The following is a 20,572-nucleotide window of genomic DNA, read 5'->3' as shown; positions in this document are numbered from 1 at the left end:
GGCCGATAACACCACTACCAAGAATCGGATGACTGCATAAGGAAACTCTTATGCGGTGTGGCGGGACGCCGCCTCGCGCAGGGCGTCGAGCGCGGCGGTCTGCAACGGCGAGAAGTACTTGGCGGTGCGGTGGTAGAGCCCGATGCCCTCGTGGAAGGACGCGTCGGCGAGCCGGACCTGGCGGAGCCGACCGTCCGCCAGGTCGCGGGCCACCGCGTACCAGGGCGCGAAGCAGACCCAGCCGTTGTCCGCGACGGCCTGTTTGATCGCTTCGGCGTGCCCCAGCCGGATCGTCACCGGGAGATCGGCGATGCCGTGGGCGTGCAACTGGACCTGCAGCAGCCGGTGGAAGGCGACGGTCGTGGGCACGCCGACGAAGGGCAGCGTGGCGAGGTCACGGACCCGCACCTCGTCGGCGTCGGGCGGGCCGTCCGGGCTCGCGCAGAGGATCAGCGGTTCCTCCCACAGTTTCTCGGCGGACAACGCCTCGGGAACGTCCTCGTCGAGCCAGCTCGTCACCGCGAAGTCGACCTCGCCCAGCTGCGCCGACCGCAGCGCCACGGCGGGTTCGTTGATGTGGACGGTGATCTCCGCGCCCGGCCGCCGTCTGCGCAGACCGGTCATGATCGGAGGCAGCAGGTAGGTCCCGATGGCCATGCTCGCGGCGACGACCACCGACCCCGCGGTGCCCGCCGCGAGTTCGTCGACGTCGCGTTGCACCTGGACGCTGCCGGCGAGGACTTCCTTGGCCCAGTGGTAGACGCGCTGCCCCGCCTCGGTGAGGACGAGACGGCTGCCGGCGCGGACGAAGAGTTCGGCGCCCAGCGTCTTCTCCAGGGATGTCATCTGGGCCGACACCGCGGGCTGTGCGATCATCAACCGCTTGGCGGCGCGCGTGACACCGCCCTCGTCGACCACGAGGCAGAACATCTCCAGCCGACGCAGCGGAACGCGCGTGTCCATAACCGCGACGTTATCACTGGCAAGCTCGCCTGTGAATTGCGTTATGGACGGTGCGTCGGCGCCGTGGAATTACGTCGCGGAGAACCAGGACAAACGGTCGACGGCCTGGCTTCGCATGGGTTCGGGCAATTCCAGGGACTTGAAGGTGACCGGCCAGTCGGCCGGACGGTAGCCGGCGTTCAGGTCGACGTGGTGCAATTCGAGTTCGACGAGCTTGCGTAGCACGACTTGGCTGGCCGGGAACGGCTCGAGGTGCAGAATGGTGACTCGGGTCGTCCATGCGGCATCGGGCACCGTGTCGACGGCGGCCCGGAATGCCGCTGCCGTCCGTTCGATGTCGGCTACGTGTTCCGCGACCGGCCGGCTCGCACCGTCCTCGATGGCCGTGTCGCGGGCATGTTGGCTCGTATAGGCGGGGATGTCGGTGCCGGTGCGGGCCGCCTCCAACAGATTCCGGTGAGCCTCGGCCGCGCGTGCGATGTGGGTGAGGACGTGGCCCCGGGTCCAGCCGGGCAGCAAGGACGGTTCTCGAACCTGTTCATCGGTCAGCCCGCCGACTGTCACGATCAGTCGTGCCGTCGCATCGTCGATCTGAGTTACCAGTTCCTTGAGCCAGGTTTCCATTTCGCGTCGGTGGCGAGTCAGGCGACGAAGCGCTCGAACCAGTCGAGCATCGGCTGCGGGTTCTGGGGCAGGTAGTTGTAGCCGTCGAAACGCCGGTTCGTGCCCTCGATCCAGATGAGATCCTTCCGGTCGGTCGGCATGGCGTCGAAGATCGCCTGCACGTCGTCGGGGGTGGTCATCGTGTCGTTGCGGACCTGCAGCAGCAGCGTCGGCACATCCACTGCCGTGGCGTACTGCGGCATGTCCATGTCTTTCAGTTCCATGCTGGTCGCGCGGCGCAGGTCCTTGAGGTCCGGTTGCGAGCGGACGTAACGCAGCGAGCCGATCACATCGCGATACTCGCGTATACCGTTGCCCACCGCGCCGCCGCTACCGGCCGCGCTCTGGCCGAAATTGCGCAGGTCGTAGGCCAGGATGTGGTAGCCGGCTTCGTGCAGGTGCTTGTAGTCCGGCATGAAGTTGACTTCGATGTTGTTGCCGCTCGCCTCCCAGGCATCGCTGTAGGGCTTGAGGTGCCCGGGGAAGCCGTAGCGGTTGGCCCAGATCGGGTGGTTGGCGATGATCAGACGATCGCTGTCGCCCGGGATGTACCAGCCCTCGATCGTCACGCCGTCCATCGCAGGGAAGAAGATGTCGGAGAAGGCGATGCCGTCGTCCGCCGGCGAGCGGAGGATCGGCGAGCGCGCCGGGTTCGCCATAGCGGAGACCAGACCGGCGACGAGCTCGGCGCGAGTCGGCAGGGTTCCTTCAGTGTCTGCAACCTGGGTCATGTGCGTCCTTTCCAGACTCAGCCGGTCTGAGGTGAACCGACGGCCGCCAATCGGCCGCCGGCGATGTGGCCGGCTGCAGCGCCGGGGCGTGCGAGGTCGGTTCTCCGGGCAGCCCTTCCCACGGGCGAAGCCGGTGAGCAGCGGGGTGCACCGCGGATCTCCTCGTCCGTCTGGTGCCAAGAACGCTAAGGCTCCAGGTCCCATGACACCACTACGAATTTCGTGATAGGTCGATAGCGTTCTTCGTATGCTCCAGGTCCGGCTGCGCCCCCTGTTCTGCACCCTCGACGACGAGGGCGGCGTGACTCCTGCCGCCAATCGATTCCACTCCTGCGCAGGCGCTTTCACTGGGCGGGCAGGTCGCGGAGGACCTCGAAGATCGCCTCGTTGCCTGGTTCCGGGTGCGTGTCGCAACTGCCGTGCGGTGCGCCCGCGGCAGCGACGACCGAGCGGGGGTTGGGAGCGGGCGGCGTAGTCCCGGCTTCGGCGCTGATCTGTCCCAGTCGGCCGGTGAGGTCGTCGGGGTGAGCACTTCGCGATCCACGGTTCGGTGTCGTCGCCGAAGGTCATCTGCGTCAGCGCGTGGCACAGTTCGTCGGTCGCGCCCTCGGTCTCCCACCGGGCCACCACGTCCCGGCGCTCGCCGGTGTCCGCGGTGCTGACGACCTGGCTGTGGCCGCCGATCACAGCCCGCTCGACGCCCAGTGCGTTCGCCGTCGTCGGTGGTGCCGCCGTGCCCGCGCGCATCCCAGGTGATACCCGGAATCAGCGCCTCGACCTGGACGGCGAACAGGTCGGAGTCGAGCATGAAGCCATCGGCGAGGAATCCCGGGAGGCCCGGCCCCCGGTGTCCCTGTCGGCGATGGTCGGGCAGGTCGGCAGTTTCACGGAAGCTGATGGAACGCGAGAACGATCTTCCCGGTCGCGGTCCGGTCTTCGAGCCGGTGCAGTGCGGCACCGGCGTCGGTGAATGGCAGGACCTCCGGCTCGGGGACGAACAGCCGCCCGCGCTCCAGCAGCGCCTCCAGCTCCGTCCACTGTGTACGGGGGTAGGTGGGTTCGCGGACGGCGATCTCGCCCCAGCCGGCACCCAGGACGGCGGTGTTGCGCAGCAGCAGGCGGTTCACCTTCGCCTCCGGGATGGCGCCCGCGGTGAAGCCGAGCACGACCAGGCGGCCCTCCGGCGCGAGGAGGCGCAGGCTCTCGGTGAACCGGTCGCCGCCGACCGGGTCCAGGACGATGTCCACGCCCCGCCCGGCGGTGTGGAAGCGCACCTGGTCGGCCCAGTCCGCACCGCACACCACCTCGGTCGCACCGGCCGCCCGGGCGAACGCGGCCTTCGAGCCGGTGCTCACCACGGCGATCGCGTGCAGGTCCAGTGCGCGGCACAGACCGAGGGCCGCGCTGCCCACCCCGCCCGCGGCGCCGTGCACCAGCACCGTCTCCCCCGGCCGCGCCCGGGCCCGCCGCACGAGCGCGCAGTGGGCCGTGAAGTGGTTGAGCGGCAAGCCGGCCGCGGTGGCCAGCGGAACACCGTCGGGCAGCGGGAACACCATCGTCGGGTCCGCCGCGACCACCTCCTGCCAGGTGCCCTCCGCGATCACCGCCACCCGCTGGCCGGGGTGGAACCCGCTCGACTCCGGCGCCGACCGGACGATGCCCGCCGCCTCGGCGCCGGGCACGAACGGCGCCGTCCGCCGGACCTGGTAGCGGCCGCGGGTCTGCAGCAGGTCGGGGAACGCGACGCCCGCGTACCGCACGTCGACGACGACGCGATCCCGCCCGTCCGGCTCCGCGATCTCCCCGGTCCGCAGTCCCTCCGGCCCGGTGAGCGTGGTCGCGAGGACGGCCCGCATCAGGGTTCGCCCGCGCCGAGCAGGGCGTAGACGGCCTGGTTGGCCGGGGTGGGAACACCGTGCTTGCGGCCCAGCCGGGTCACCGCGCCGTTGAACAGCTCGTACTCGGTGGGCCGCCCGGCCAGGCGGTCGTAGAGCATCGAGGTGCCGTCCGCAGGACCCAGCTGGTCGTAGAAGCTCACGGTGGCGGCCACGTCCGCCGGGCCGAGGTTCACTCCCACCGCACGTCCCACCGCGACCGCCTCGGTCAGCAGGGCCGTGACCAGCTCCCGGATCTCCGGCTCACCGAGTACGTCCATCCGCCGCGTCGTCAGCGCCGTCACCGCGTTGGCGGCCACGTTGGTCAGCAGCTTGCGCCACGACGCGGTCCGGAAATCCGGCTCGGCAGTGATGTCGAGGCCCGGGACCAGTCCGGCCAGTCGGGCAGCGGCGTCCCCCGCCGGCACCACGAGCCGCGCGCCGCGGTGGTGGCGGACCCGTCCGGGCGCCACCCGTTCGGCCGCGATGTAGACCAGGGCGGGCAGCACCTGCGCGGGCCCGGTCAGGCCGGCGATCCGGTCGGCATGGCCGATCCCGTTCTGGCACACCACCACCGTCGTTCCCGCGGCGCACGAACGCTCCAGCCACGCGGCCGCGGCCGGTGTGTCGTGGGCCTTCGTGCACAGCAGCACCCAGTCCACATTCGACAGTGCATCCGGTTCGGTCAGCACCCGCACGTCGAGCTTCGTCGACGTCCCGCCGCGTTCCAGGATCAGCGGACCCGGCGTGGAACGGGCGCAGACGACCACGTCGTGCCCGGCATCGGCGAACGCCGCGGCCAGCACGGTGCCGATGCCGCCCGCGCCGACGACGGCCACGGACGTCATAGGACGACCACCCCCTCCGCCGCGAGCCGGGCGAGCTCGGCCGGGCCGAGTCCCAGCTCGGCGAACACCGCCCCGGTGTCCCGGCCGATCCTCGGCACGCCCCGCGCCGCGCCCGCGCGCCGCCCGTCGATCAGGAACGGCGCGGCGAGGTGACGCCCGCCGAGGGTGCGCCCGGCGAATTCGGCGGTGCGCACGACTTCCGCGGGGCCGTGAACCGGTTCCGCCGGAACGCCCGCCGTGGCGAGGACCTTGCGGACGGCCTCGGCGGGCCACTCCCGCATCCTGCCGGCGAGCGTCCCGTCGATCTCGTCGCGGCGTGCCACGCGTTCCTCGAACGGCAAGCCCGCCAGATCCGGCAGGTCGAGGGCTTCGCACAGCGCACGCCAGTGGTGTGCTTCGTAGGAGACGGCCAGGCACACCCGCGACCCGTCGCCGAGCCGGTAGACCCCGTACCCCGCGGGCGCGACCGGGGTGGCGTCCGCGGGCAGCCCGGCGAGCTCGCGGGTCAGGGCGAAGGTGTTCAGGGCCAGTGCGCCGTCGAACATCGCGGTCTCGACCGTGCGCGCCCGCCCGTCCCGGTTGTGCCCCGCGATCGCGGCGAGGGCGGCGATCGCGGTGAGGAACCCGGACACCATGTCGACCACCGGCACCGCCCCCGGCGGCCCGTCGAGCAGTCCGGCGATGGCCTGGAAGACCAGGTCGTGGCCGGGCCGGGACGCGCCGGGACCGGTCAGCCCGAACGAGGACACGCTCACCACGGAGGCGTCCGGGAAGCGGGCGCGCAACTGGTCCGGGTGGACGCCGAGCTTGCGTGCGGTCGCGGGCCGCTGGCCCACCAGGATCACGTCGGCGCGCTCGGCCAGGCGTGCGAAGAGCCCGAGCCCGCGTGGATCGGCCACGTCGAGCGACACCGCACGCTGGTTGCGCGACAGCGCGGCGAACACCGCGGGGAACCGCCGGGCCGGGTCCCCGGGCGGCGGGCGCTCGACGGTGATCACTTCAGCGCCCAGATCGGCCAGCAGCAGCGCCGCGAGCGGGCCGGGCACGGTTTCGCTGAGGTTGACCACCCGCACCCCGTCGAGCGGTCCGGCGGTCACGCCGGCACCTCGCGGAAGCGGGCCCGCAGCCCGCGCCGGTCGAGCTTGCCCGTCGCGTTGTAGGGCAGGTCGTCCAGCATGACCAGCCGCCGCGGAACCTTGAACCGGGCCAGCCGCGCACGGCAGAACTCCTGCACCTCCTCCAGCGCCGGTGGGGGACCGTCCACCGCGAGCGCGGCGCAGATGGTTTCGCCCCACCGGGGGTCCGGCACCCCGAACACCGCGGCGTCCCGCACGCCGGGCATCGCGGCCAGCACACGCTCCACTTCGGACGGCATCACGTTGAATCCGCCGGTGATGATCACGTCGCTGAGGCGGTCGACCAGGTGGAGGTGGCCGGTGGCGTCCAGGTAGCCGACGTCGCCGGTGTGCAGCCAGCCGTCCGGTTCCAGCGCCTTGGCCGTGGCCGCGGGGTTCTCGAAGTACTCGGTCATCACCGTGTCACCCCGCAGCTGCACCTCGCCGGGCTCGCCGGCGGGGCAAGGTTTCCCGGCGGTGTCGGCGATGCGCAGGTCCAGGAACGGCACCGCCCGCCCCGCCGAGCCGGCCAGTTCCGGGCTGGATCCGACGGCGGCGCGGTGGTCGGCGGGGGTGAGCACGGTGACCGGCAGCAGGCTCTCGCTCTGCGCGTAGACCTGGTACAGCGCGTGCGGAAACGCCTCAACCGCGGTCGCGAGGTCGGACTGGCCGATGGGCGACCCGCCGTAGACGATCGCCGACAGCGCGGACACGTCGTGCCCGCCCGCCAGCGCCGCCCGGGCCAGCGGCCCCACGACGGTGGGCACCGCGGAGACCACCGACACCCGGTCCCGCACGATCCGCCGCAGCACCTCGTCGACCACGAATCCGGGCAGCACCTCCTGGTCCGCGCCGTGGCAGGCGAAGGCAGGCACGAGGTGCCCGGCGGCGTGGCTCAGCGGAATGGCCTGCAGCGCCCGGTCGCCGGGCTGGACCGGGAAGGCGACCAGCACGTTGCGGACCATCGACGCCATCGCGCGCTGGGTGGCGACCACCGCTTTCGGCTCCCCGGTCGTGCCGGAGGTGAACAGCAGGGCCGCCGGGGCGTCCGGCGGCGGCAGCGGAGCGGGCCCCGGGTCCGCGCGGTCGGTGAGCGCGGCGAAGTCCCGCTCCAGGTCGAGCACCGGCAGGCCGGCCCGCACGGACGGCTCGGCGTCGAGGCGGGCGGCCCACTCCGCGTCGGCGCACAGCAGCGCGGGCTTCGCGGTGGCCAGGATCGACGGGAGTTCGTGCGGGTTCAGCCGGCGGTTGACGCCGACCCGCACGAACCCGCCGAGGAAGCAGGCCTGGTCGAGGACCGCGTACGCGAGGGAGTTCGCGGCGATCGTGACCACCCGGTCACCGGGCCGCAGTCCGCGCTCGGCCAGCCCGGCGATCGCGCGGCGCACGAGCGAGCCCAGCTCGCCGTAGGCGAGGGCGGTGGTTCCCTCGCGCAGGGCGATCAGCTCGGCGTACCGGTCGTGAGCACGGCTGAGCAGACCGGCGAGGGTCGGCGTGACAGTCATCGCGGGCCCCGCTCACACACCGGCGATCACGACGCCGCTGGCGATCGCGTCGAGCGTCGCCACCCCGCCGCCGACCGTGTGGGACAGGCCGATCCGGGCGCCCCCGACCTGCCGCTCCCCCGCGACACCGCGCAGCTGGGTGGTCAGCTCGACGACCTGGCCGACCCCGGTCGCGCCGACCGGATGTCCCTTGGCGAGCAGCCCGCCGCTGGCGTTGACTGGCACCCGCCCGCCGGGGCTGAACTCCCCGGCCACCACCGCGGCCAGCGCCTTGCCCTGGCTCGCCAGCCCGAGCGCTTCGACCGAGGTGATCTCGCCGATGGTGAAGGCGTCGTGCACCTCGGCGAAGTCGATGGCGGCCGCGGTGAGCCCGGCCGCCGCGTACGCCTGCCCGGCGGCCAGCGCCGACGGACGCGAGGTGCCGAACTCCGTCTTCGGACCCGTCGCGGTGCCCGAGGCGAGCCCGGAGCCGAGCAGCCACACCGGATCGTGCCGGGACTCCACCACGTGCTCGGCGGCCAGCACCAGCGCTGCCGCGCCGTCGGCGTTCGCGCAGCACTGCAGCAGGGTCAGCGGATCGGCGACGGGACGGGAGCCGAGCACCTCCTCCCGCGTGAGGGGTTGCCGGAACATCGCGTGCGGGTTGCGCGCCCCCGCGGCGCGGTTCTTCACGCTCACCTCGGCGAAGTCGTCGAGAGCGGCGCCGGTGTCGTGGGCGTAGCGCTGGGCGTTGAGCGCGTAGATGGCGGGCATGGTCAGGCCCAGCAGGGTGGGCCGGTCGGTCCGGTCCAGGGTGATCCCACCCTGGAACTTCCCGGTCATCTTCTCCGCGCCGACCACCAGGACCACGTCGTGCCGGCCGGACTCGATCGCCAGGCGGGCCAGGTGCACGGCGGTGGTCCCGCTCGCGCAGGCGTTCTCGACGTTGACCGCGGGCACGCCGAACACGCCCACACCGGCCAGGATCCGCTGTCCGGCGCCACCACCGCCGAGGACGTTCGATGAGAAGACCGCGCCGATCCGACCCGGTTCGCACCCAGATTCGGCGAGCGCGGCCTCGGCCGCCGTGATGCCCAGTTCTTCGAGGCCGGTGTCCTCGTGCTTGCCGAAGGGCACCAGACCGGTGCCGATCACGGCGACACGCCTGTTCGTCATGGCTTCTCCTCCGGCTCGAAGACGTAGTGATCGGGTTCCGGCGCGGGCACCAGCCGGACGGTCGCGCCGATCGGCGCGGCGCCGCGCACCCGCGCGAACAGCCGCGCGCCCGGCGCGAAGTCGGCGTAGGCCAGCGTGTACGGCACCTCGGTGCCGGGTGGCGCGACGCGGACCACGGTGCTGGTCACGACCGTCCCGGTGGACGACAGCGTGGTGTCGGAGAGCCAGGTGTTGCCGCAGAACGGGCAGCGGCCGGAGCTCTCCACCGACGGGAATGCCGCTTCGCAACGCGCACAGCGGCGGGCGGGCAGGCCGGGCGCGCTCACAGCGTCACCGAGTAGCCGCCGTTGACCGGGATCGTCTGCCCGGTCACCCACGAAGCCGCGTTGGAGCTGAGGAACAGGATCATGTTCGCGATGTCCTCGGGTTCGCCGAAGCGGCGGATGACGTACCGCTTGAGCTGTGCCTTGGCCGCCGCCTCGTCGTTGAGGATGTCCTCGACGAAGGGTGTGCGGGTGGCGCCGATCGACACGGCGTTCGCGGTGATGCCGAACCGGCCGGTGCTGCGCGCGACAGCCCTGGTGAACCCGGCCGCACCGGCTTTGGCGGCCGAGTACACCTCCAGCCCCGGCTCGCCCTGGCGTCCCGCGTCGGAGATCACGGTGACCACGCGGCCGGTGCCGTGCTCGCGCATCAGCGGCACCCCGTGCCGGACGCAGTTGAGCACGCCGTAGAGGTTGGTGCCCAGCCAGCGGTCCCAGTCCGCCGGTTCCTCGGACCAGAAGTCGGAGAAACCCGCCTGGCCGGCGGGTCCGGCGTTGCCGGCGTTGTTGACGAGCGCGTGCAGTTCGCCGTATTCCTTCTGCACGCGGGCGAACGCGTCGGCGACCTGGGCGTAGTCGGTGACGTCGAACGCCAGCGGGAGGGCCTCGACGCCTTGGCCGCGAACCTCTTCGGCGACCTTCTCGGCGCGGTCTTCGTAGAAGTCGTTGATCACCACGGCGCGGGCGTCGTGGGCGGCGAAGTGCAGGGCGACGGCGCGGCCGACGCCCTGGCCGGCACCGGTCACCAGGGCGACCCGGCCCCGCATGGACAACACGTTCTGGTTCATCAGGTGCCTCACAGGTGCGTGGGTTCGAAGATGGACGGACCGCGCAACGTGGCGCCGTCCAGGAGGTTGCGGGCGATCACGAACTGCTGGATGGTCGGCGGGCCTTCCTCGACGACGTTCGCGCGCGCGTCGCGCAGCATGCGTTCGATCGGGTACTTGCGGGTGAACCCGATCCCGCCGAACACGAGCAGGGCCCGGTCGGTGACGCGGCAGACGGCTTCGGAGCCGAACAGCTTGCAGGCCGAGGCCTCGATGGGGATGCGCAGCCCGGCGTCGAGCTTGGCCGCGGCGTCCTCCAGCATCGCGCGCAGGGCGTAGACGTCGGTGGCCATCTCGGCCAGGTAGCGCTGGACCGCCTGCCGGGTGCCGATGGGCTTGCCGAAAGTGACCCGCTCGTTGGCGCGGGCCACGCTGAGCGCGAGGGCCTCTTCGGCGGTGCCCAGCGACGAGGCGGCGACGAAGACGCGGCTGACCTCCATGCCGTGCTCGATCAGGCCGAGTCCCTGCCCCTCCTCGCCGAGCCGGTTGGTCACCGGCACGACCACACCGTCGAAGGTGAGGTGGCCGTGCTGCAGCCCGCGGGTGCCCAGGGTGCCGGGCAGCGGCGCGATCGTCAGGCCGGGCCGGTCCCGCTCGACGAGGACGGCGCTCACCCCGTGGGCCCCGGCAGCCGGGTCGGTCTTGGCGAAGACGATGAAGTGGCTCACCCAGTCCGAGTTGGTGGTCAGCCACTTCTGCCCGTCGATCCGGTAGTTCTCGCCGTCGCGCAGGCAGCGGGTGCCGATGTCGGCTCCGGTGCCGTGGTCGGGTTCGGTGATGCCCATGCCGAAGGACGCGTGACCGGTGGCCACGAGGGGCAGCAGCGCGTCCTTCTGCTCGTCGCTGGCTAGCATCTCGAAGACGTGCGCCGAGGAGTTGTGCGCGTGCACGAAGCCGCGCAGGCCGCCGTGGATGCGGGAGAGGTCGGCGAGGATCGGCAGGTACTGCGACACGGTGAGGCCGGATCCGCCGTACCGCTCGGGCAGCAGCAGCCCGAACGCGTTCACCTCGCGCAGCGCGGGCACGAGGACGTCCTTCGGGATCCAGTCGGTGTCCTCGATCCGGTCCTCCATCGGCGGGATCAGATCGGTCATCGCCCGCGCGATGGCCTGGCGCAGTTTCTGGTGGTCGGTGTCGTCCATGTTCGTCCTTGTCGTTGTCAGGAACGCAAACTCTGTCCGCCGTCGAGCGGGATGACGGCCCCGGTGAGGTAGGCCGAGGCGTCGGAGGCCAGCAGCAGCACCAGCCCGGTGAGGTCGTCGAGCCGGCCGAGGCGGCCCAGCGGGATCCGCCGGGTGACCCGGTCCCGGAAGCGCTCGTCGGCGAGGAACTCCGCGTTGAGCTCGGTCGGGAAGTGGCCGGGGCAGATCGCGTTGACCCGGATTCCCAGCGGCGCCCATTCCAGGGCGAGCTGCCGGGTCAGGTGGATCAACGCCGCCTTGCTCGTGCCGTAGGCCGCGGTGTCGGCCACCGGATTCAGCCCGGCCGCGGAGGCGACGTTGACGATGCTCCCCGGCCGCCCGAGCCGCCGCAGGCCCTCGGTGACCACAGTGGACACCGTCCAGGCCCCGGTCAGGTTGACCGCCAGCGCGTGGTCCCAGTCGGCGTCGGTGTGTTCCAAGGCGGGTTTGACGGCGCCGCTCCCGGCGTTGTTCACCACGACGTCCGGCCAGCCGGTCGTCTCGGCGATCCGCGGAATCGCCTCGCGCACGGCGGCGCGGTCGGTGATGTCCAGTTCCAGTGGCACGATCCGGTCGCCGTGCCGCGGCACGCGGTCCGCGCGGCGGGCGGCGCCGATGACGGTGGCGCCGTGCTCGGCGAGGATGCGGGCGGTGTGCGCACCCAGCCCGGAGGAGGCGCCGGTGACCAGGGCGACCTTGCCGTCGAGGTTCGTCATCGCCCGGTGAACCTCGGTGCGCGGCGGGCGGCGAAGGCCCGCACCCCTTCGGCGTAGTCGGCCGACTTCTGGTGCGCCTGGGCGACCTCCAGCGCGTGTGCCAGTCCGGTCCGCCGGTCCTGCTCGAGCCCGTCGCGGACCAGTTCCTTCATCCGCCGCAGGCCGAGCGGGCTCTTCCGGGTCAGCCCGGCCGCCAGCCGCCCGGTCTCGGCGAGCAGCTCCTCCCCCGGCACGACGCGATGGACCAGGCCCCAGCGCTGGAAGTCCTCGACCGGTGCCGTGTCGCCGGTGAACAACAGCCACAGCGCGGGATTTCGGCCGACCCGCCTGGGAAGGCGGTAGGTCCCGCCCGCGCCGGGCAGGAGCCCGGCGTTGGCGTGCAGGTCGCCGATGCGCGCGCCCGCGGCGGCGAGCACGATGTCACAGCAGAGCAGCAGTTCCAGCCCGCCCGCCGCGGCCGTGCCGTTGACCGCGGCGATCACCGGCTGCGGCTGGCGTTCCAGCAGGCCGAACACCGCGTCACTGCGGGCGAGGTCGACGTCGGGCAGCGCGTCCGGGTCCGCCGGGTCGACGGTGAGGTCGGCGCCGGCGCAGAAGGCGCTCCCAGCCCCGGTGACGACCACCGCGCGAACTTCGCTGTCCTCGGCTGTGTCCTTCAGGACGGCTTCCAGTTCGTCGAGCATCAGCGGGGAGATCGCGTTGCGCCGCTCCGGCCGGTTCAGCGTGATCCAGCGGACCTGGCCGCGGTCAGCGACGAGGAGCGTGTCGAAATCCGGCACGGTCACACCACCTCGGCCCGGGCGGCGACCTGTTCGCGGAGCGCGCGTTTGAGCACCTTGCCGGAGGCGTTGCGCGGCAACTGGTCCACCAGGTGCCACCGCGTCGGCCGCTTGTAGCGGGCGATCCGTTCCGCGACGTGCGCGCCCAGGTCCTCGGCGGTCGCCTCCGCTCCCGGGACCAGGACGACGGCCGCGGCCACGGACTCGCCGTACACCTCGTCGGGCACGCCGAACACCGAAGCCTCGGCGACCGCGGGGTGGCTGTGCAGCGCTTCCTCCACCTCGCGCGGGTAGATGTTCTCCCCACCGGAGATGATCACGTCGCTGATGCGGTCGACGATGGTGAAGTACCCATCCGTGCCGCGCACCGCGAGGTCGCCGGTGTGCAGCCACCCGTCGCGGATCGCCTCGGCGGTCGCCTCGGGCTGGTGGTGGTAGCCGACCATGCAGGTCCCTGCCGCGCTGACGACGACCTCACCGGTCTCCCCCACCCCCACTTCGGCGCCCGACGGATCGACGATGCGGGCGTCGACCCCGTAGACCTCGCGGCCGGTCTGGTCGGCGCGATCCCGGTGGTCCTCGGGGCGGAGCACCGCGATCGTGGTGGCTTCGGTGGTGCCGTACCACTGGTAGAACCCCGCCTGCGGGAAGGCTTCTCGCGCCCGCTCCAGGGTGGTCGCCGCGATCGACGAGGAGCCGTACCAAATCTTCGTGAGCGAACCGGTGTCGTGGGCCGTCACGTCGGCGTCACGCAGGATCATCGCGAGCATCGTCGGCGACCACAGCGTCACGGTCACCCGCTCGCGCTCGACGAGTTCCAGCACGCCGTCGGCGGAGAACCCGCGGCCGGTGAGCACGACCGTGGCGCCCAGCGCGAGCGCCGGCAGGAGCTGGATCACCAGCCCGCCGCCGTGGAACAACGGCATCGAGATCAGCATGACGTCACCGGCGCCCAGGTCGCCTTCGATCGCGTAGACCGGCAGCAGCCGCACGGTCGCGTCGTGCGTGGCGAGCACGCCCTTGGGGAATCCCGTGGTGCCGCTGGTGTAAAGGACCGTGGCGATGTCGCCCGGTTCGCTGAGGTCTTCCAGTGCGGCGCCGGTGTGTGCCGCCAGGAGGTCGCGATAGGACAGCCGCCCGGTCACCGCCTCGCCGTCGTCGACCACGACGAGCGCCGGACGCTCGGCCGGCAGCGCGGCGTCCAGGGCTCCCGCGTAACCCGGTCCCGCCACGACCACGCGGGGCGTGGTGTCGGCCAGGACGTAGGACAGCTCCTCCGGGCCGTACCGGAAGTTGAGCGGGACGAACCAGGCGCCCGCCTTCATCGCGGCGAAGGCCACCACGACGAGTTCGACGCAGTTCTCCGCCAGGATCGCGACGCGGTCGCCGCGCCGGACGCCCAGTTCCCGGAACGCCGCCGACAGCCGGTCGGCGTCGCGGTCGAGTTCGGCGTAGGTGAGGGCGGACCCGCCCGTCGACACCGCCGTCCGGTCCGCGAACCGCCTCGCTCCCCGGCGCGTGACATCGGTCAGTGTGCGCACGCCAGCATTCACTTCCTTCCCGGCACCGTTGCACGTGGTCGGCGCCCGGGCTGCGGCCCGGACTCCTCTACGGTCCCCCATCGACCCCAAACTCGTCAAGGATCAAATCATCTCAATTCTGATGATCTCGATTTGCTCGATCCCGTACGATGGCGTGGACTCGGATGAAGTGGGTGCTGATGGTCAGATCTCGACCGGTGCGCCCGAGCGACGACAGGGGTGTCCGTGAACCACATCCACGCCAAGGAGTACGAGGAGCTCATGGTCGAGCGCGCCGAGCGCTCCGGCGTCGAGGTCGACCTCGACGTGCTCGCCGTGACGTTCAACCTCGTGCGCGCGGCGAACAAGCTCGTCGCGGACCTGGAGCAGAACGTCTACCGGGCGCGCGGCGTGAGCTACGCGGGCTTCCGCGTGTTGTTCGCGTTGTGGGTCGTGGGCGAGAGCGAGCCGCGGCAGCTCGCCCAGCTCGCCGCCGTCACCAGGTCGAGCGTGTCCAGCGTGCTCAACACGCTGGAGGACGCCGAGCTCGTCGAACGGCGCCGGGACTCCACCGACCGCCGCATCGTGACGGTGGAGCTGACCAAGCGCGGCCTGGAGACGGTGCTGGAGACCTTCGGCAGCCACCACGACCGCGAACGGGCGTGGACGAGCGGGCTGTCGCCGGCCGAGCGCCGCACGCTGGCCGACCTCCTCCGCCGCGTCGTCGAGCACCACGCCGGATAGCGCCGTGGACGCCTACGACTGGTCGCCGCCCGCGCCCGGGCGGATCGTCTCGGGTCCCTCCGCGCTGGACTCGCTGCCCGGCCTGCTGTCCGAACTGGACCTGGCCCGGGTCGTGCTGGTGACCAGCCCGTCCATGGCGCGCAGCCCGGTGTTCGCGATGGCGCGGGAGCGGGCCGGGGACCACGTCGTGCACGCCACGGTCGCGCCTCATTCGCCGATGGCCGACGTGCGGAAGCTCCGGGACCTCGCGGTCGCGACCGGGGCGGGCGGCTACGTCGCGCTCGGCGGGTCCAGCGTGATCGACACCGTCAAGGCGGCCGTGTGGCTCGATCTCGGCACCACGCGCCGCCGGTCGGTCGCGATCCCGGCGATGTTCGGCGGCGCGGAGGTCACCTCGCGCGCCGGGGTGACCGACGAGGGCCGCAAGGTCGGGATCGGCGACGAGCGGATCGTGCCGGACGTCGTCGTGCTCGATCCGCGGGTGCCGGCGGCGCTGCCATCGCGGCTCACGCACGTCTCCGTCGCCAACGCGCTGGCCCACTGCGTCGAGGGTCTGGCCGGCACCGGACGCTCGCCGCAGTCGGACGCGTTCTACCTGCGTTCACTCGCGCTGATCCGCGACGGGGTGGACCGGCTGGACGATCGACACGGGGCGTTGAGCGCGTTCCAGTCCGCCGCCGTGCTCGCCGCCCTCCCCCACGTGCGGATGGCCGCCGCGCACGCCATCGTGCACGTGCTCGCCCCGGTCCTCGGAGTTCCGCACGCCGTGGCCCACGGAGTGGTGTGCCGGACGGTGATGAGCTACACCGCCCCGGCAGTGCCCGACCGGCACACGCTGATCGCCGAGACGCTGCACGCCCCGGCCGCGCTCGACGGCGTCACCGCGGTGCTCGACCGGCTCGGCGTGCCGCGGGGCCTGTGCGCGGCCGGGGTGGACCGCGCGCAGCTGCCCCTGGTCGCCGACGCGCTCCTGGAATCCGGCGTGCCCGGCAACCCCCGTCCGATCGGCGGCCGGGACGATCTGCTGCGCATCCTCGACCGCGCCTGGACCGGCGAGCTACCGCGGGCCTGGTGACGCCAGCGGGCCGGGCGCGCGCACGCACCCGGCCCGCTCCCCTCCCCCGTCAGTCCAGGAGATCCGGTTCCAGCTTGAGGATCTTCTGGTGCAGCGGCTGGAAGTTGAACCACCCGAACCCTGGCGTGCCGGTCACGCTCGACACCTGACGCGCCTCCGCCTCGTCGATGAGGATCGGGTCACCGGCGGCCATCGCGAGCAGCTGCGACTGGCAGGAGCGCTCCATCGAGATGAACCACCACGCGGTCTCGGCCACCGTCCGCCCGACGGTGAGCAGGCCGTGGTTCTGCAGGATGACGGCCTTGTGGTCGCCCAGGGCCTTGGCGATGCGGTTGCCCTCCTCAGGGTCGAACACCAGGCCGCCGAACCCGTCGTAGACGCTGTGGTCGTCGTAGAACGCGAGCGAGTCCTGGGTGATCGGGTCGAGCAGCCGGCCGAACGCGGAGAACGTCTTGCCGTGCAGGGAATGCGCGTGGGCGACCGCCTGCACGTCCGGCCGGGCGGCGTGCACGCGCGAGTGGATGTAGAAGCCGGCCAGGTTCACCAGCCCCTCACCCTCCACCAGGCGCCCGTTCTCGTCGACCAGCAGCAGATCCGACACGCGGATGTGCTCGAACGGCACACCGAACGGGTTCACCCAGAAGCGGGTGGGGTGGATCGGGTCACGGGCGGTGACGTGACCGCCCACCCCCTCCCCGAAACCGAACTTCCCGAACAGCCGGAAAGTGGCGGCCAGTTCGCGCTTGCGGCGGAGGCGTTCCTCCTCCGGTGAGGCCGCCACGGGCGGCGCCGGGACCCGGTAGGCGGGGTCGTCGAACGTCGGCAGGGCCGTGCTCATACTGTTTCCTTCCTCTCCTGCGACTGCGCTGGGGACTCGGTGTTCATCCGTTCGATCCGGGGCCCGACGGCCAGCACGGTCACCACACCCAGCACCATGACGAGCGCGATGAGAAGCAGTGCGTAGCGGAAGCTGCCGGTGGCCTGCTGGATGCTGCCGGTCAGCAGGGGGCTGACGATGCCGGTCAGGTTGCCCGAGGAGTTGATCACGGCGATCCCGGCCGCCGCGGCGGCGCCGGTCAGGCCCAGCACCGGAATGCGCCAGAACTGCGACAACGACGTGTAGATACCGGCGAAGCTCAGGCAGGTGCCGACAAGGAACGCGATGCGGTTGTCGGTCATCGCCGCGAGCACCACGCCGGCCGTGCCAACGCACAACGGGAGCGTCGTGGAGAAGACGGCGCTGCGCCGGGCGAACACCTTCGGCCACACCAGCATGACCAGCAACGCGAAGGCGGACGGGATGGCCGACAGCAGCACGCTGGTGACGTCGGTCGGGGACGCGCCGCGTTTGTTGGTGAGCAGCTGCAGCATCTGCGGCAGGAAATAGCTGAACGCGTAGATGCCGAAGGTGAGCGCGAAGAACGCGAACGCCAGCGCCCACACGCGACCGCTCCTGAGCGCGTCGGTGATGCGGGCAGGCACCGCGCTGTTCCGCTTGAGCGCCGCCTCGGCGTCCAGCTGTTCCTGAATGTACTGGCGCTCCGAAGTGGACAGCCACTTCGCCGTGGCCGGGCTCTTGGCCAGGCGGGCCATCAGCAGGATCCCGACGACCACCGTGATCACGCCCTCGACCAGGAAGACCGATCGCCAGCCCACGATGCCCGTCAGGTGCTGCCCCCATTCGAGCAGCCCGGCAGACAGCGGCGCGCCGACGATGCCGGACACCGCGATCACCGACACGAACACCGGGTAGGCCCAGGCGCGTTGTTTCGCCGGGAACCAGTAGGTGATGTAGAGCAGGACGCCGGGAGCCAGGCCGGCTTCGGCGAGTCCGAGCAGGACGCGCAGAACGTACAGCGCCCCGGCCGAGTCGACGGCCGCCATCACCGCGGTGACCGTGCCCCAGGCCAGCAGCGTGCAGCCGATCCAGGTCGGCGCGCCGAAGCGCCGCAGCGCCAGGTTGCTCGGGACGGTCGCGATGATGTAGCCGATGAAGAACAGCGTGGAGGTCAGTCCGATCTGGACGTTGGTCAGGCCGAGGTCGCGGGACATCGGGGCGGCGACGAAGCCGATGTTGACCCGGTCGATGTAGCCCAGCACGTAGGCGGCGCCGAGCAGGGGGAACGTGCGGAGGGCGACCTTGCGCCACAGTTTTGTGCGGTCGGGCGCCGAGCCGGTCTCGGTCATGGTTTGTCTTCCGTTCGCAGAGCAGGGGTCAGAACGCGGGCACGCGCTCGGACAGGAAGCGGCCGAGTGCGGCCGCGACTTCCCGGGGGTGGGTGGCCGGGCTGGCGTGCGGTGCGCCGTCGATCTCGACGACCGGATCCGCGTGCGGCAGGAGCGCCGCCCACTGCCGCGCCTCGGCCACCGTGATGGCCGAGTCCGCGCTGCCGTGCACCACCAGCGCCGGTGCGGTGATCTCGCGCAGCCGGGGCGACAGGTCGTCTCGCTCCATCACCGCGCGGAACGGGGTGGCGAACTCCGCGGGGTGCTGCTTCATCCACTTCTCGATCCAGGGTCCGACGTCGCCGTCGCCGAAGACCATCGCGCCGAGGACCTGGCATAACTCCGGGGTGGGCCCGCCGGCCTGCCAGGCGTCGGCGAACGCGGTCAGCTCACCGAGGGCGCTGCCGTCCTGGCCGGCGGGCGTGGTGTCGATGAGCACGAGGCCGGCCACGCGTTCCGGAGCCAGCAGGGCGGCCGACAGCGCGACGAAGCCGCCCTGGCTGTGCCCGCCGACGACCGCCCGGTCGATGCCGAGCGCGTCGAGGAGGGCGAGGAGGTCGCGGGCGCTGTCCCACAGGGTGAAGGGCTCGCCGTCGTAGGAGGTGCGTCCGTGGCCGCGGGCGTCCCAGGTGACGACGCGGCACCGGCCGGACAGCGGCGCGGTCACCTTGTCGAACAGGCCGGAATCCAGCATGAACCCGTGCCCGAGCACGAGCGGGATCCCCTGCCCGGTGTCCCGGTAGGCGATCCGGGGCCCTGTGGCGACGGGGGCGAAGCGCGTCATCTCTGACCTCCAGCCAGGTCGACGTTGACCAGCGACCTGCTGAACGGTAGGAAGTGTCACCTGAGATTGTCAAGGATCACATCATTTGATCTATGATGAATGGAGCTTCGCGTGAGCGGTGAGTTCGAGGGCAGGATCGGCGTGGTGACCGGCGCGGCGAGCGGACTGGGCGCCGCGGTGGCGCGCCGGCTGCACGACCAGGGCGCGACGGTGGTGGCCGCGGACCGGAGCGAGATTCTCGGCGCGGACTGGGTTTCCGCGCGGTGCGACGTCAGCGACGAGGGGGACGTCCGGCGCCTGTTCGAGCTGTGCCGGGAGCGGTTCGGACGGGTCGACGTGCTGTTCAACAACGCCGGCATCAGCGGCGCCCCGGCCCGCCGCGTGCACGAGTACGAGGCGGCCGAGTGGGACCGCGTGCTGGCGGTCAACCTGCGCGGCGCGTTCCTGGTGCTGCGGGCCGCGCTGCCCCTGATGCTCGCCGGCGGGGGCGCGGTGGTGAACACCGCGTCGGTGGGGGCGGTCCGGGCGCGGCCGGGGTTCGCCGCGTACACCGCCTCGAAGGCCGCGGTGAGCATGTTGACGCGCCAGGCCGCGCTGGAGTACGCCGGCGACGGGATCCGGGTGAACGCGGTGGCGCCGGGTTTGATCGACACCCCGCTGGCCGGCGACCTGACGCCTCAGATGCGAGCCGAAACCGCCGCGCGTACGCCACTGGGCCGGCTCGGCACGCCGGAGGAGGTGGCCGACCTGGTGACGTTCCTGCTGTCGGGCGCCGCGTCCTACATCACCGGCCAGACCTACCTGATCGACGGAGGCCGGTGCGCATGACCCCCTGAGCGCGCTGCGGGCGGCGCCCGCCGGGCGGCGCCGTGAATACACGGGCGGCGATCCACGATTCCACCGCACTCGCGGGCGATACCGCCGGGAGATCAGCGCACCGCACCGCGCCCGCCAAGTCGCGCCGCGACCCTGCAGCGATCATCGCGCGGCCAGCCCGGCGGTCAGCAACTCGATGATCCCCTCGGCCTGCCCGGCCCACTCGCCGTCCGGGTCGAGCTGCCACAGGCTTCCCAGCGCCAGCAGCACGATCTCCGGATCCAGACCCGGCCGCACGGTGCCGGCCGCCTCATTTGCCGCCAGCAGTTCGGCCAGCGCGTCGCTCATCGCCTGGTAGGTGTCGGCCAGCTGGGCTCGGTCCGGGCCCGTCGCCAGGCGCAACGCGTCGCCAAGGCCGCGGCGCGTCAGCACGCACCGGGCGAGTTCCCGCATCCACTCCCGCAGCGCGTCCATCGGGAACCGCTCGGCCAGCAGCCGCGTCGCCACCTCGCGGATCTCCGCCACGTCGCGCCCGTACACCGCCAGCACGAGAGCCTCGCGCGTCGGGAAATGCCGGTACAGCGTCGCGTTGCCGACGCCGGCCCGCTTGGCGATCGCGTTCAGGGAGATCTCCGGCGATTCGGCGAGGGCCTGCCGCGCCACGGCCAGGATGGCGTCCCGGTTCTCGCGCGCGTCGGCACGCCGCTTCGGTGTGCTCGCGGTCACC

At 71.9% G+C, this 20,572-nt stretch carries 21 protein-coding genes; 3 read left to right on the top strand and 18 right to left on the bottom strand.

Translation table 11 applies throughout. The annotated features are described in order from the left end of the window. Positions 1-48: 48 nt before the first annotated feature. From ACCP09_RS13995 to ACCP09_RS13930, 14 genes are all read right to left on the bottom strand, one after another. Positions 49-963 (bottom strand): LysR family transcriptional regulator, encoded by a 915-nt coding sequence (locus ACCP09_RS13995; RefSeq protein WP_433746604.1) that lies wholly within the window; start codon positions 961-963, stop codon positions 49-51. Between the two features lie 69 nt (positions 964-1,032). Further along, a complete protein-coding gene (locus ACCP09_RS13990; protein ID WP_433746601.1) occupies positions 1,033-1,587 on the bottom strand; it encodes a maleylpyruvate isomerase N-terminal domain-containing protein in 555 nt (184 codons plus the stop codon). A gap of 17 nt (positions 1,588-1,604) precedes the next feature. Continuing rightward, entirely contained in the window at positions 1,605-2,357 is a 753-nt protein-coding gene (locus ACCP09_RS13985) for an alpha/beta hydrolase family protein (protein WP_433746598.1), read from the bottom strand. An 884-nt stretch (positions 2,358-3,241) separates the two neighbouring features. Then, positions 3,242-4,213 carry an NADPH:quinone oxidoreductase family protein gene (locus tag ACCP09_RS13980; protein ID WP_433746595.1) on the bottom strand — a complete coding sequence of 324 codons (972 nt, stop codon included), beginning with the start codon at positions 4,211-4,213 and terminating at the stop codon, positions 3,242-3,244. Further along, positions 4,213-5,079 (bottom strand): 2-dehydropantoate 2-reductase, encoded by an 867-nt coding sequence (locus ACCP09_RS13975; RefSeq protein ID WP_433746592.1) that lies wholly within the window; start codon positions 5,077-5,079, stop codon positions 4,213-4,215. The genes ACCP09_RS13980 and ACCP09_RS13975 overlap by 1 nt, the downstream gene beginning before the upstream one ends. Continuing rightward, positions 5,076-6,176, bottom strand: coding sequence for a CaiB/BaiF CoA transferase family protein (locus tag ACCP09_RS13970; protein ID WP_433746589.1), 1,101 nt, complete (start codon positions 6,174-6,176; stop codon positions 5,076-5,078). The genes ACCP09_RS13975 and ACCP09_RS13970 overlap by 4 nt, the downstream gene beginning before the upstream one ends. Next, positions 6,173-7,699, bottom strand: coding sequence for a class I adenylate-forming enzyme family protein (locus ACCP09_RS13965; protein ID WP_433746586.1), 1,527 nt, complete (start codon positions 7,697-7,699; stop codon positions 6,173-6,175). The genes ACCP09_RS13970 and ACCP09_RS13965 overlap by 4 nt, the downstream gene beginning before the upstream one ends. Positions 7,700-7,711: 12 nt before the next feature. Continuing rightward, positions 7,712-8,854 carry a thiolase family protein gene (locus tag ACCP09_RS13960; protein ID WP_433746584.1) on the bottom strand — a complete coding sequence of 381 codons (1,143 nt, stop codon included), beginning with the start codon at positions 8,852-8,854 and terminating at the stop codon, positions 7,712-7,714. Next, positions 8,851-9,120: an OB-fold domain-containing protein gene (locus ACCP09_RS13955; RefSeq protein ID WP_354713701.1), complete on the bottom strand. Its 270-nt coding sequence runs from the start codon at positions 9,118-9,120 to the stop codon at positions 8,851-8,853. Before ACCP09_RS13955 ends, ACCP09_RS13960 begins: the two co-directional genes overlap by 4 nt. A gap of 56 nt (positions 9,121-9,176) precedes the next feature. After that, positions 9,177-9,965, bottom strand: coding sequence for an SDR family NAD(P)-dependent oxidoreductase (locus ACCP09_RS13950; protein WP_433746579.1), 789 nt, complete (start codon positions 9,963-9,965; stop codon positions 9,177-9,179). A gap of 8 nt (positions 9,966-9,973) precedes the next feature. Next, the gene (locus ACCP09_RS13945; RefSeq protein WP_433746576.1) at positions 9,974-11,146 is read right to left on the bottom strand and encodes an acyl-CoA dehydrogenase family protein; all 1,173 of its coding nucleotides are present in this window, start codon (positions 11,144-11,146) and stop codon (positions 9,974-9,976) included. Positions 11,147-11,163: 17 nt separating this feature from the next. Further along, complete coding sequence (locus ACCP09_RS13940; RefSeq protein ID WP_433746573.1) at positions 11,164-11,901, bottom strand: SDR family NAD(P)-dependent oxidoreductase; 738 nt, start codon at positions 11,899-11,901, stop codon at positions 11,164-11,166. Further along, positions 11,898-12,686: an enoyl-CoA hydratase/isomerase family protein gene (locus tag ACCP09_RS13935; protein WP_433746570.1), complete on the bottom strand. Its 789-nt coding sequence runs from the start codon at positions 12,684-12,686 to the stop codon at positions 11,898-11,900. The genes ACCP09_RS13940 and ACCP09_RS13935 overlap by 4 nt, the downstream gene beginning before the upstream one ends. Next, positions 12,683-14,221 carry a class I adenylate-forming enzyme family protein gene (locus ACCP09_RS13930; protein ID WP_433746567.1) on the bottom strand — a complete coding sequence of 513 codons (1,539 nt, stop codon included), beginning with the start codon at positions 14,219-14,221 and terminating at the stop codon, positions 12,683-12,685. The genes ACCP09_RS13935 and ACCP09_RS13930 overlap by 4 nt, the downstream gene beginning before the upstream one ends. A 225-nt stretch (positions 14,222-14,446) precedes the next feature. On the opposite strand from ACCP09_RS13930, the gene ACCP09_RS13925 reads away from it, so the two are divergent. Together ACCP09_RS13925 and ACCP09_RS13920 are read left to right on the top strand one after the other, a co-directional pair. Next, on the top strand, positions 14,447-14,944 hold the full coding sequence (locus ACCP09_RS13925) for a MarR family winged helix-turn-helix transcriptional regulator (RefSeq protein WP_148085750.1): 498 nt from the start codon (positions 14,447-14,449) through the stop codon (positions 14,942-14,944). Between the two features lie 4 nt (positions 14,945-14,948). Next, the gene (locus ACCP09_RS13920; RefSeq protein WP_433746563.1) at positions 14,949-16,019 is read left to right on the top strand and encodes an iron-containing alcohol dehydrogenase family protein; all 1,071 of its coding nucleotides are present in this window, start codon (positions 14,949-14,951) and stop codon (positions 16,017-16,019) included. Positions 16,020-16,068: 49 nt separating this feature from the next. Here the strand turns inward: ACCP09_RS13920 and ACCP09_RS13915 are convergent, their stop codons facing one another. The 3 genes from ACCP09_RS13915 to ACCP09_RS13905 are packed head-to-tail and all read right to left on the bottom strand — an operon-like array spanning position 16,069 to position 19,029. Beyond that, positions 16,069-16,857: a class II aldolase/adducin family protein gene (locus ACCP09_RS13915; protein WP_433746561.1), complete on the bottom strand. Its 789-nt coding sequence runs from the start codon at positions 16,855-16,857 to the stop codon at positions 16,069-16,071. After that, a complete protein-coding gene (locus ACCP09_RS13910) occupies positions 16,854-18,206 on the bottom strand; it encodes an MFS transporter (RefSeq protein ID WP_433746558.1) in 1,353 nt (450 codons plus the stop codon). Before ACCP09_RS13910 ends, ACCP09_RS13915 begins: the two co-directional genes overlap by 4 nt. Before the next feature lie 28 nt (positions 18,207-18,234). Continuing rightward, positions 18,235-19,029 (bottom strand): alpha/beta fold hydrolase, encoded by a 795-nt coding sequence (locus ACCP09_RS13905; RefSeq protein ID WP_433746555.1) that lies wholly within the window; start codon positions 19,027-19,029, stop codon positions 18,235-18,237. Between the two features lie 111 nt (positions 19,030-19,140). Between ACCP09_RS13905 and ACCP09_RS13900 the strand changes: the two genes are divergently transcribed. Continuing rightward, complete coding sequence (locus ACCP09_RS13900; RefSeq protein WP_433746552.1) at positions 19,141-19,857, top strand: SDR family NAD(P)-dependent oxidoreductase; 717 nt, start codon at positions 19,141-19,143, stop codon at positions 19,855-19,857. A 150-nt stretch (positions 19,858-20,007) separates the two neighbouring features. Here ACCP09_RS13900 and ACCP09_RS13895 read toward each other — a convergent pair whose 3' ends face one another. Then, a complete protein-coding gene (locus tag ACCP09_RS13895; RefSeq protein WP_123686361.1) occupies positions 20,008-20,571 on the bottom strand; it encodes a TetR/AcrR family transcriptional regulator in 564 nt (187 codons plus the stop codon). Position 20,572 lies beyond the last annotated feature (1 nt).

This window comes from Amycolatopsis sp. 3B14 (assembly GCF_050958625.1).
Lineage (GTDB): Bacteria > Actinomycetota > Actinomycetes > Mycobacteriales > Pseudonocardiaceae > Amycolatopsis_E > Amycolatopsis_E thermoflava.
Note: the sequence above shows the minus strand (reverse complement) of the source record. Positions and strands in the feature narration are given on the sequence as shown.